At 52.8% G+C, this 11,803-nt stretch carries 7 protein-coding genes; 5 read left to right on the plus strand and 2 right to left on the minus strand.

Features of this window, described 5'->3' with window-relative positions; all coding sequences use genetic code 11:
- Nucleotides 1-66: 66 nt before the first annotated feature.
- The 4 genes from DFP95_RS07960 (at nt 67) to DFP95_RS07975 (ending at nt 5,351) form a co-directional block, all read left to right on the plus strand.
- A complete protein-coding gene (locus DFP95_RS07960; RefSeq protein WP_115992065.1) occupies nt 67-600 on the plus strand; it encodes a GNAT family N-acetyltransferase in 534 nt (177 codons plus the stop codon).
- A 19-nt stretch (nt 601-619) separates the two neighbouring features.
- Nucleotides 620-1,948, plus strand: a complete 1,329-nt coding sequence (locus DFP95_RS07965) for an LLM class flavin-dependent oxidoreductase (protein WP_115992066.1) — start codon at nt 620-622, stop codon at nt 1,946-1,948.
- A gap of 157 nt (nt 1,949-2,105) precedes the next feature.
- The gene (locus tag DFP95_RS07970) at nt 2,106-4,196 is read left to right on the plus strand and encodes a glycoside hydrolase family 43 protein (RefSeq protein WP_181907316.1); all 2,091 of its coding nucleotides are present in this window, start codon (nt 2,106-2,108) and stop codon (nt 4,194-4,196) included.
- Nucleotides 4,197-4,370: 174 nt separating this feature from the next.
- The gene (locus DFP95_RS07975) at nt 4,371-5,351 is read left to right on the plus strand and encodes a DMT family transporter (protein WP_115992068.1); all 981 of its coding nucleotides are present in this window, start codon (nt 4,371-4,373) and stop codon (nt 5,349-5,351) included.
- Between the two features lie 40 nt (nt 5,352-5,391).
- Here DFP95_RS07975 and DFP95_RS07980 read toward each other — a convergent pair whose 3' ends face one another.
- Complete coding sequence (locus DFP95_RS07980; RefSeq protein WP_115992069.1) at nt 5,392-6,252, minus strand: helix-turn-helix domain-containing protein; 861 nt, start codon at nt 6,250-6,252, stop codon at nt 5,392-5,394.
- A 77-nt stretch (nt 6,253-6,329) separates the two neighbouring features.
- Nucleotides 6,330-7,109 (minus strand): phytanoyl-CoA dioxygenase family protein, encoded by a 780-nt coding sequence (locus DFP95_RS07985; RefSeq protein ID WP_115992070.1) that lies wholly within the window; start codon nt 7,107-7,109, stop codon nt 6,330-6,332.
- A gap of 292 nt (nt 7,110-7,401) precedes the next feature.
- On the opposite strand from DFP95_RS07985, the gene DFP95_RS07990 reads away from it, so the two are divergent.
- Nucleotides 7,402-11,724: a glycosyl hydrolase 53 family protein gene (locus tag DFP95_RS07990; protein WP_181907317.1), complete on the plus strand. Its 4,323-nt coding sequence runs from the start codon at nt 7,402-7,404 to the stop codon at nt 11,722-11,724.
- Nucleotides 11,725-11,803: the final 79 nt, after the last annotated feature.

The following is an 11,803-nucleotide window of genomic DNA, read 5'->3' on the forward strand; positions in this document are numbered from 1 at the left end:
ACTATCTAGCGGGGAACCAATAAATTTTGAAAAGCCATAAACCACAATCGAAAGCGGGTGTATATCATGTCGGACAAGAAATTGACCGTTCGCCATGCGGTATCGACGGATCGCGAGGCGACCATAGGGGTACTGCTGGACGCGTACCAACAATACGAGCAGACGCTCTCGGCCGAGCGTTGGGCGCAGTACAAAGACAGCATTCTGCAAGCCATCGATTCGGCGACGACCAAAGCGAGGCTGGTGGCGGAATTGGACGGCGAAATCGTAGGCAGCGTGTTCCTCTACGATTCGTCCGAGACGGCTTACGGAGCTCCGCAATTGGAAATCCACAATCCCATTATCCGATTGCTAGGGGTGTCGCGCGGCGCGAGAGGTTTCGGCGTGGCAACGGAGCTCATCCGTTCGAGCGCCAAGCTGGCATTGGAGTGGGAGGCCGATACTCTCCATCTGCATACGTCCGATATGATGGACTCCGCCGTCAGATTGTACGAACGTCTAGGCTTCGAGAGGGCGTACGACAAGGAATTCATGAACGGCGACTTGTTAGTCAAGAGCTACCGCCTACCCTTGAAGGAATCCGTGTTGCTGCAAGCTTAAAACAGAGGAGGAGAAGATAATGGCAAAGCGTAAACAAATCAAGTTCGGAGCGCTGATTCACGGCGTGGGCGGCAACGTAAGCGTTTGGAGGCATCCCGAGGTTTTGCCCGACGCGAGCGTTAACTTCAAGTTTTATACGGAACAAGCTCAATTAGCCGAAAAAGGAAAATTCGATCTCGTGTTCATTGCGGACGGGTTATACATTAACGAGAAGTCGATTCCGCACTTCCTGAATCGCTTCGAGCCGATAACGATCCTATCCGCTTTGGCGGCCGTTACGTCCAACATCGGTCTCGTCGGAACGCTCTCGAGCTCGTACAGCGAGCCCTTTACGGTTGCCCGTCAATTCGGTTCTCTAGACCATATTAGCGGCGGACGCGCGGGTTGGAACGTCGTGACTTCACCGCTGGAAGGCTCTGCTCTGAATTATGGGAAGCCTGCTCACCCGACGCATGACGAGCGCTACAAGATCGCCGAGGAATATTTGGAGGTCACGCGCGGGCTTTGGGACTCGTGGGAAGACGACGCATTCGTCAGGAACAAGGAAACGGGCGTATTCTTCGACCCCGAGAAGCTGCATCGGTTGGACCACAAAGGAACTTATTTTTCCGTTCAAGGTCCTCTGAATATCTCGCGCTCGAAGCAGGGGCACCCCGTTATTTTCCAGGCGGGCTCTTCGGAAAGCGGCAAAAAACTCGCCGCGAAAGGAGCCGACGCCGTATTCACCGGGCAGGAAAATCTGGAGGAAGCGAAGCAGTTCTACAGGGAAGTGAAAGAACGTACCGTAGCCGAGGGGCGTTCCGCGGACGATATCGTCATCCTTCCGGGCATCGGTCCGATTATCGGCAGAACGCAAGAGGAAGCCGAGCGCAAATACGAGGAGATCGCGAACTTGGTCACGGTCGATAACGCTTTGAACTATTTGGGCAGATTTTTCGATCATCATGATTTCACTCGGTACCCGCTTGACGAGCCGTTCCCGGAGCTCGGAGATCTGGGCTCGAATAGCTTCCGCAGCGGCACGGACAAAATCAAAGCCGTGGCCAAGGAGCAAAACCTGACGCTTCGCCAAGTGGCGCTTCAAGCGGCTACGCCGCGCGGTCAATTCGTGGGTACTCCCGAACATATCGCGAATCTCATTCAGCGGTGGCACGAGGAGGAAGCGGCGGACGGATTCATTATCCATTCCGCGATCCCGAGCGGATTGACGGATTTCGTCGACCTGGTCGTTCCGATCCTTCAAGAACGAGGCCTCTATCGCACCGAATACGAATCCGATACGCTTCGCGGCAACTTAGGTTTGCCAGTCCCCGCGAACCGATATACGGATAGCAAAGTCAAGGTCTAATAAACAATAGTGCGGCGCTTGATGATAGAATTAGCCTCCAATTCCGGCGTGTTCGGGATTGGAGGTTTTTTGTAATGGAATCCTTTGACAATCGGAAACCCCGAGGATATTCTATCGATATACATGCATGAAAAATGCGAGAATGGGTGGTTATGCCATGGCGGAAGATACATTGAAGTTTTTACCTGCGCAAGGAGAAAAGACGTATAGGAATCCGCTTGCGATAAAAGGAAAGCAAGGGGAAAAACCGCAGACAAGCGTGCTCCCCGATCCTTATATCCTGAAGCACAATGGGGTTTATTACGCTTACGCGACCGGCGCTTCTGGAGTTAACGCCCTATTTTCGCGGGATAGCGTGGTATGGGGGAGTCTCGGAATTGCTTATCAGAGGGATGGCTTCAAGGAATATTGGGCTCCCGCGGTCGTCTACGAGAACGGTCTTTTCTACATGTACGTATCCTCCATGCCCCAAGACGAGGAAGACGCTCATGAAGAGAGGCTGCAGGTCGCGACTTCGGAAAATCCGGAAGGACCTTTCGTTTACGCGAAAACCTTCTACGACACGTTTTCTATAGACGCGCACGTCGTGAAGGACGAAGACGGAATCTATTATTTATATTATTCCAATAACGAGTATGCCGGAGTCGACGCGGAACGTCCCGGTACTGTCATTCTTGCGGATCGGTTGCTCGATATGTTCACGTTGGAGGGAAAACCGCGGCTCGTTGTCGCGCCGACGATCGACGAAGAGGTATTCGAAGAGAACAGGTTCGGCGACGGCCGCGATTGGCATACGATCGAAGGAGCCTTCTATCTGCGCCGCGGAAATAAACATTATATGATGTACAGCGGCAACGCCTATGTGAGACCTACTTATTTTCTGGGTTATTCCACAGCCGTCGCCGAGTCCGGGAAGAAACTTACCGAGTTGAACTGGAGCAAGTACCCGTCCGATGATCTTTACGTACCTTTGATTAGCAAAAATGAGGGAGTAGAAGGAGTCGGGCACAATTCCGTCGTACGCGGACCGAATAACGTGGACGATTGGGTATTTTATCATGGCCGCAACGCGGAGGACGAGTTGGATCCGAACCGCGAACAACGGACGATGCGCGCGGATCCGTTACTCTGGTGCGGGGAAGAAATGTGGGTTCCGGGTCCGTCGTATCAAGCGCAGGACGTTCCTTCCATGCCTGCTTTGCGGGAAATATTCGATGGTAACGGAAGCGGTCAAGCCGATTGGTCATCCTCCGAATGGGATATTCGCGGCGGCAAGTGGGAGGCGGTTCGGCTTGCCGTTCGTCAGCATGAACGCTCCGGCATTATCGATGCCATCTCCAAGAAGAGCTTCGCTGGAGCTGTTGCGGAAGCGAGCATGAAGTGGCATCCCGATCATAGCGGGGGATCGTACGGGATTTACCCGGCGTACGTTGACGATCGGAACTACGTCGTTTGCTTGTTCGACGTCGGTCAGCGACTACTGCAGGCTTACGCCGTTAAGCATGGCGTGCAACAAGCAAAAATAACGGCTGCGTTGCCTTCCGCGTTTCGGTTCGATGCGTACCACCTGCTTCGCGTCGAGAAGGCAGGATATCGTTACGTATTCCGGTTGGATGGCATGAAGATTCTGGAAGGAAGCTTCCCGTTTACGGAAGGGCGGTTCGGATTGGTTACGCGATACACTTCCGCTTCGTTCGCAGGCGTGGAAATCACGGATGTTCTAACCTTAAGCGCCGAACTCGCGGACGGATTCGCCGGACAGCTCAGGCTTGCCGAAGGAAACGGCTTGGCCGACACGAGAGGGGACGAGGTCGTAGTCCGTTCGCCGAAAGAGCGGTCCGCTTGGATTCTCGAGACTTCCTTTCCTCGAGAGCGATCGAACTCGTATCGATTCTCTGTCGATATGAAAGTTAGCGCAACCGCTAAATATGCGGGCGTCATTGCGATTCGCGAAGAGGGAGGCACCTCCTCGGTGGAAGTACGCGTGGATCGTGAAGCGGGGAACGCAACCGTCGTGCTGCTAGGTGAGGCGGGAGAGACGAGCGCTATCGGAGAGGGACGGCTTCCTCAGGATTTCGATTGGAACCGTTCGCATACGGTAGGCGTTACGTTTCGAGCCGGCAAGCTGTTCGTTCGCATGGACAGAATGCAGCTCTATCTAGGCGAAGTGCCGATGGTAAGCGGGAATCCCGGTTTGTTTAGCTACGGAAATGCCGCGTTCGGCATGATTTCCGTGACCGGTGTATAAGTAATAGAACTGACGAAGCGCCAAGAGCGCCAAGCACCGGAACGACATCGTTCTAGTGCCTTGGCGCTTTTATTCGCGTTTACATGCAGCTAATAAAGATAGGGTATCTATCCGAATCATGACGAATTATAATAGATAAGGTTTTGATCATCATACATCTATGGGAGACTGACAATGAAATCGACGACGGAGAAAATATTCACGCACCCGCTAGGCATTATGGCAGCCGCGACGGGAGCGACTTTCCTGTGGGGAAGCGCCTTTCCGATGATTAAATTAAGCTACGAGGAGCTCGAAATCGGCAAGGAGGACTTATTCGGGCAAATTCTGTTCGCTGGGTACCGATTCACGCTCGCGGCATGCTTGATCATGTTCATGATGAAGCTGATAGGCCGTAAAATCAGTTACCAGCGAGGAACTTGGCAAAGCGTGGCAAAAATCGGCTTTTTCCAGACGCTTCTGCAATACGTGTTCTTCTATTATGGACTGAGCGGATCGACGGGCGTGCAGGGATCCATAATCGCAGGGACCACTTCCTTCTTTCAAATGATCTTGGCCCATTATATGTATGCAAGCGACAAGTTGACATATCGCAAGGTGGTTGGCCTAATCGTAGGATTCGCAGGCGTAGTCCTCGTAGGCGTCGGCAAGGGTTCGCTGGCGATGGGCTTCGGAATAGCCGAAATATGCTTGTTGCTATCTATGTTCTTCGGCGGACTCGGCAACATACTCTCTAAGAGAGAATCGGCGAAACTCGATATTCTGTATATGACCTCGAATCAGATGCTTTTCGGAGGATTGGCATTGACGTTGATCGGGGCTTGCGGCACGGGAATCATGCCGTTTGAATTTTCTTGGACCGCGATGTGGTTGTTAGCGTATTTGGCGGCATTGTCGGCGCTTGGCGTCGTGCTGTGGAATACGGTCATGAAATACAACAAGGTAGGGAGCGTATCGATGTATTTATTCCTTATGCCGGTGTTCGGCGTCTTCCTGTCGGCGGCCATTCTGAACGAGGAGCTACAATGGATCGTTTGGGCGGCGCTTGCGCTAGTCGTAGGAGGGATCGTCATCGTGAACCGGGCGAAGCCGACATCCGCCGTTTCGGAGGTAGTCGAGACTAACCCCAATCTCTTACATAGAGATTCAGCGTAATGAAGAGCGTCCGCACCCCGGATAAGGGGCGGACGCTCTTCTATTGTCCGGAGCCGTAGAGATCGACGGCTTGGGACTTTCTTACGGTCTCCTTGAATTCTCCCGGCAGCGTGCCGTATCGTCGTTTGAATTGCTTGCACAAATACGAAGCGTCGGTCAATCCGCATTGAGCGGCTATCGATTCCAACGTGTCCTCGGTCTGCTCGAGCAGTAGTTTGGAACGCTTCAACCGCATTTCCCTGAGCATTGCCATAGGCGTGAGTCCGTATTTTTGTTGGAAAGCTCTGTCCAGGTAATTGGTGTTTAACCGGACGAGCGAAGCTAAATCCTCCCGAGTAAGCTTTTCCTGCAAACGCAGGGACATCTGGCCGATCAACCGAACGAATCTATCCCCGACGAGATCGTACGCTTCGGAACGTTCGGGACTGCCGGCTTTTTCCCAACCGGACAAAATCATTTCGGTAAGCTGCAGCATGCCCGAAGTCAGCTTCAAATCGCGGAAGGAAAACCGTCTGTCCTCCCAAGTCAGCATGAGCTTGCGGAAAACCGATTCATACCTCAAGGGATCGCCTATCGAGACGACGGGCGATACCCTATATAGCTGCAACGGGTCGAAGTGATGAGAACATAGGAGGCTTGCCTGCATCCAGTAGTGCGTGCCGCTAGAATCCGAACTCTCCGAGAAAGGGAGATGCGGCGGATGAAGCATGACGTCTCCCGGTCTCGCGGCATGGGTTTCCCCGCCGGATTCGGTCGATATGACGCCTTCTTTCACGTAACTGATAATCCAATGCGGGAAAATACGGTTCTCGATCTGCAAACTCTTATAAGATGTGCTGTTTACCGTGTGAAGCTGAACCGTCCACGGTCCTTGCGCCCAATCCATGGATTTCGTCGACATCTCGCGCCAATCACCTCGTCAAGATCAACTTAACCGATTCGGCGCGCTTTTGCATAGCCTTCATTTTTGAAATCTTCTTAACAAAGATCTTTCGGAATGAAGCCCGCGTAAACGGGTTTGCCGTCTTTGGCGATCAAGGGTCCGTTCCGGAATACTTTCCCCGTCTCCGGATTGTAGGAGCCGTCTCTCGAATACTGAATGACGTAAGCTTTGCGGGTTTCCGCCTTGCTCAGGTTCGGCTTGCTTCGGTGAAACAGCAGGGAGTGGAACGCGACCATGCTCCCCTTCTTCAGAGGTACCGGTATTCCTTCCTCTTCCCCGGAATAACATACCCATCCGATATCCGTTTTCACGTGAGGTACGAAGCCCTGCTTATGGCTTCCGGGTTGAACCCAGATGCAGCCGTTCTCGATGCGCGCGTCATCCAGAGCCAGCCAGCAAGTGAGGTAATGCTCCGGCACCGTCGGCACGTAACCGTTGTCCTGGTGCCAAGGGAAATCCCTGTTCGCTTCCGGCCGTTTGTAAACCGATTGGTCCCAATACAGCTTCGTATCCGGTCCGAGTAACGTCGTCGTTAAATCCACGAACCTTCGGTCGGCGATGAATCCCTGCAGCTCCGGCCGAAGGAAATTGATGTTTCCGTTAAAATTGATCTGCCCCGCGATGTTGATGAAGTCTTGTTTTTTGGCGCTCAACGCTCGTTCGGACTCCTCGTCCAGCTCGTCGATGATGCCGCGAACTCGGTCCGTTTCTTCGTCTGTGAAAAGGTTCTCCAGGATGATATAGCCTTGCTCTTCATAGTTCTTCAGTTGCTCGTCGGTAAGGACGAGCGTATTGCCGGCGTTGATCCTCGACATTCTAATCGCTCCTTCAATGGTGGGATTTGGGATATCCTCATTATCGACTCCCGCGAGGTCCCGCTCAATGTAGGAGCTACACCTTTCATTGTATTTTTTACTCCTGCGGCAACGCCCGATGAGGTAGGAAATAGAATGATCCGCGAGGATGGCCGCTCGAACAAAATGCTTGCGAAAGGTGCAGAAATGTTCGTACCCTATCCTATTTTCCCTCGTAGTCCTTTTCTACAATAGTGACATAGAGAAAAAAAGTGGAAAAGAAGCCGCCTGCACAATGGGAGGTTGTATGAAGATGGAGAGAAGAAGATTGATTTGGAGAAAAGGGTTGTCGGCGATGCTGGCTGTCGTGCTTACATTCGTCACAATAGCTTCGACGGCGGGGCTAGCTCCTCGAACGGCGGAGGCGGCTTCGGATAATCTCGTTTCCAACCCGGGCTTCGAGGAGTCGTGGGATTTTACCGATATTACCGACTGGGTATATTCGGGAACGGGCGGAGCTATCAAGGATTCGACGGATAGCGGGCATCCCGGTAGAGTTCTTGAGCATTATGCTTCAAGTGCCTATAGCTTTAAAATTGAAAAAACGATATCGGGTCTCACACCGGGACATTACAAGCTGGGAGTCTCCGAAATGGGAAATGCAGGCCAATTCCGGTTGTACATCCGCGATCATGGGGATACCAAAAAAAGCGTATCCTCGACGCATGCCGGTTGGCAAAATTGGAGAGAAACCTCTCTTAATGATATTTCGGTGACTAACGAAACGGCAGTTATCGGGATGGAAGTTACCGGCAATGCGGGAGATTGGGGAGTTCTCGACGATGTTTGGTTATACAAATTGGACCCCAAGCCGACATGGAGAGCCGATTCGGCTTTAGAAGCCACACACTATAGCGCCAGTTCCGTTAGGCTTGACTGGTCGAGGGTTAACGAATCGACCAGCGTGACTTATAACGTCTACAAGAACGGCGTGGTTCAAGCAACGACTACGAATACTACGTTAGATATCGATGGATTGTCCCCTGAAACGCAATATACGTTTAACGTAGAAGCAAGCTTCGATAATAGTCAGTGGACCATAGGGGGGCCATCAACGACAATTACGACGGCAACCTCCTCGGCAACCGCTCCTTCATGGACGGATGATGCTTATGTTACCGCATCATCGCTAACTTCGAGAGGAGTCGTGCTGGATTGGTCGGGGGCTTCCGATAATGACGGCGTGACGAGCTATCGAATTTACCGGAATAATGTCTTGAAAGCATCGGTAACGGGAAGCACGTACCAAATGACCGATCTATCGCCTGGAACGCCTTATACGTTCCGTATTGAAGCAGGCAATTCTTCCTCCTTATGGAGCAATGACGGACCGGAGATTGATATACGGACTGCCGACGTGGCTTCGGACGATTTCGTAAAAGGCGCCGACATTTCCACTTTGCAGGCAATCGAGGATGCAGGGGGCAAATATTTCGACAACGGAGTCGAGAGGGACCTGCTTGCGATCTTAAAGGATAAAGGCGTAAATTACATCCGTTTACGGATATGGAACAATCCTGTTCAAGCGGAAGGATATAACGATAAAGCGCATACGGTCGAGCTCGCCAAGCGGGTAAAGGATGCCGGGTTGAAGCTGCTCCTCGATTTCCACTACTCGGATTTCTGGACCGATCCGGGTAATCAGGTGAAGCCGGCCGCGTGGGAAAACCTGCACGATGCGGAGCTGAACGAGGCTTTATATGACTATACCGCCGATGTCATGAACGCGCTTAAAGCAGTGAACGCCTATCCGGACATGGTTCAGATCGGCAACGAGATCAACCCCGGCATGATGCTGCCGGACGGTGCGATCACCAATTACGATAAGCTGGCCCGATTATTGAGTTCGGGCATTAAAGCCGTTCGGGACACGACGCCGGCCGGACATGACGTCAAGACGATGATTCATCTGGCCGAAGGCGGAGACAACGGACAGTTCCGCAGCTTCTTCGATGCCATGAAGGCACGAAACGTTGATTACGATGTCATTGGACTTTCCTTCTACCCTTACTGGCATGGCACTTTTAAGCAATTGAAAGACAATCTGAACGACTTGGCCGTTCGATTCGGTAAAGAGCTGATCGTCGTTGAAACTGCCCATCCGTTTACTTTGGCGAACGGGGACGGCTGGGGGAACATCGCGAATGCCGGCGAAGCGGAGAAAGCCGGGTTTCCGGCAACGCCTCAAGGGCAGGCCGATTCCTTTACGATGGTATTAAACACGCTAGCCCATACGGTTGACGGTAAAGGCGCGGGAGCATTCTATTGGGAGCCGGCTTGGATCCCCGTAGGGAAGGATGCGAACGGCGATTATCAAGCCGGATGGAAAACCAAAGAGGGAAATGCATGGGATAATCAAGCGATGTTCGATTTTCAAGGCAACGCGCTCCCTTCGCTGAACGCATTCGGTTTCAACGCGGGTGAATTGCCGGCCAGAGCAGCCGTTAAGGTCATGCCCGTGGATGGTATTACCGTACCGGCGAACGAGCTAGCGCAAACCGTATCGGATCTTCTTCCAACTACGGCAGGAGTGTTGTTCAACGAAGGGAGCATCGAGCAGAGCACGGTAACATGGCAATCTATTGAACAAGACCGACTCAGTCGCATCGGTACGTTTACGGTAACAGGTACGGTTGCGGACACGGGAATGACCGCACGCATCGACATCACGGTGACTTCCTATAAAAATATGCTGAAGAATCCGGGATTCGAAGCCGCGACGACAGCTAACGATTGGACCATAACGGGCGATATAGCGGCGACTAAGGTCGAGACTAATGCCGGCAATGCGGGCAGCGGCCAACGCGCTTTGAACTATTGGTATGGTTCCGATTTTGCCTTTAAGCTGTCGCAAACCGTTGCAGGACTGCACGATGGCGTTTATACGTTAAAAGCGCATGTATCCGGAGAAGACCCTGCAGACAGTCCATCTACGATCCGCCTTTTCGCCGAGAGTTACGGCGCAGATAGGCAGACGAGCGAGCCGGTGATTAACACGGGGTGGAACAATTGGCATTCGAGCGTTATCGAGAATATTCACGTGACGAACGGCCAAGCGTCTATCGGCATTGAAGTCGAAGGAGCAGCCGATGCTTGGGGCTATATCGACGACTTGGAATTTTTCAAGCAAGTATCCGTTCCGGAATGGACTTCGGCCGCTAGCTTGACGGTATCCGATATCACGAAGGATAGCCTAAAGCTCAGTTGGGCGGGATTAGCCGAATCGGAATCCACGGGAGATTTCAAAATCTATCGTGATGGAGCGCTACTGACTACAGCAACGGGTACCAGCAAAGTCATTACGGGTTTAACGCCGAATACTTCGTATTCGTTCAAGGTGGAAGCCAGCTCGGATTCGTCGATCTGGACCTCCGACGGACCGTCCGCGCAAGCGAAGACGCTGGCAGAGCCGGGCTATGTGTTCGTAGGCGGCGGAAGCACGCCGATCGAGTCGTTCATCACGCTTAAGCCCGAACAACTATCAAGTGGAGCGAATGGGCATTCGATCGTTGAACTGCCTTCCGGGGTGACGGAAGTACGCTTACCTGTTTCTTTGCTCGAAGGTTTGAGTAAACGAGTGCTGACTATCGGTAACAAAAAGCTTTCTATTGACATTCCGGCCTCCGTATTCGCGGCATTGGAGACGAAGGCAGGTTCGAAAGAGGGTTACGTATCGGTCAAACTGACACCGCTTGATCCGGCAGGGGAGTGGTTAACCCGCGCCAAGGAGCGTTCGAACGGGGACATAGCGACGAAAGGCGATGCCTTCGATCTGGGGCTCTCCTTGGTCGGCAGCGACGGAACGAACGCGGAGATTACCGAATTCGATGAAGCGATCGTGCTTCGATTCAAGACGGAAGTCGACATCGATCCGGCCAAAATCGGTATTTATTACGTCGCGAATGACGGTTCTCTCGAGTACGTCGGCGGGGTATGGAAAGACGGCATTCTCACGGCCCAAACGTATCATTTCAGCCGCTATGCGGCTCTCGAGCTGAAAATTCCTTTCTCCGATGTGCCGTCTACGCATTGGGCATTCGCCGCTGTGGATACGATGGCTTCTAAGCTGTACGTGAACGGAACGGCAGCGGGTCGCTTCGATCCGGCGAGGAAGATTACGCGGGCTGAATTCACGGCCATGCTTGCGCGAGCATTGAGGCTTAAGCAAGTTGATGCCTCCGACGTGGCCCAGCCATTCGGTGACGTTAAGCCGGCAGCGTGGTACGCTGAATCGATAGCTGTCGCATATTCGGCGAATATAGTTAGTGGCATCGGTGCGGGAAGCTTCGGACCAAGCGTTACCATCAGCCGGGAGGAGATGGCGGTCATGGCTATTCGGGCACACCGTTACCTGAACGAAGGGGATGCCGCTATCGCCGTCGATGTCGCGCAAGCAGAAGACGTAAGCTTCAAGGATGCGGATAACATCTCCATTTGGGCGAACGCTTCGATCAAGCAAGTTCTTGCTTTAGGCCTCATGCAAGGGCAAGGAAACGAAAGGTTCTCGCCGCGATCTACGGCTACCCGGGCCGAGGCGGCAGTTCTTCTGTCTCGTTTGCTTAGCGTTATGGAATAGGTCCGATCGTTCGGATATTCTTGCGAGAAGTGCGAAATTGTTGCGTTTATATCCTATCTGGATCGGCGTTAGGACGATA

It is taken from the genome of Cohnella lupini, assembly GCF_003386205.1.
GTDB classification, from domain to species: domain Bacteria; phylum Bacillota; class Bacilli; order Paenibacillales; family Paenibacillaceae; genus Cohnella; species Cohnella lupini.

What these genes read in the sequence shown, in the direction of transcription:
- DFP95_RS07965 (WP_115992066.1), top strand. Translation starts at nt 620, where the DNA reads ATGGCAAAGCGTAAACAAATCAAGTTCGGAGCGCTGATTCACGGCGTG.
- DFP95_RS07960 (WP_115992065.1), top strand. Translation starts at nt 67, where the DNA reads ATGTCGGACAAGAAATTGACCGTTCGCCATGCGGTATCGACGGATCGC.
- DFP95_RS07980 (WP_115992069.1), bottom strand. Translation starts at nt 6,252, where the DNA reads ATGTCGACGAAATCCATGGATTGGGCGCAAGGACCGTGGACGGTTCAG.
- DFP95_RS07985 (WP_115992070.1), bottom strand. Translation starts at nt 7,109, where the DNA reads ATGTCGAGGATCAACGCCGGCAATACGCTCGTCCTTACCGACGAGCAA.
- DFP95_RS07990 (WP_181907317.1), top strand. Translation starts at nt 7,402, where the DNA reads ATGGAGAGAAGAAGATTGATTTGGAGAAAAGGGTTGTCGGCGATGCTG.
- DFP95_RS07970 (WP_181907316.1), top strand. Translation starts at nt 2,106, where the DNA reads ATGGCGGAAGATACATTGAAGTTTTTACCTGCGCAAGGAGAAAAGACG.
- DFP95_RS07975 (WP_115992068.1), top strand. Translation starts at nt 4,371, where the DNA reads ATGAAATCGACGACGGAGAAAATATTCACGCACCCGCTAGGCATTATG.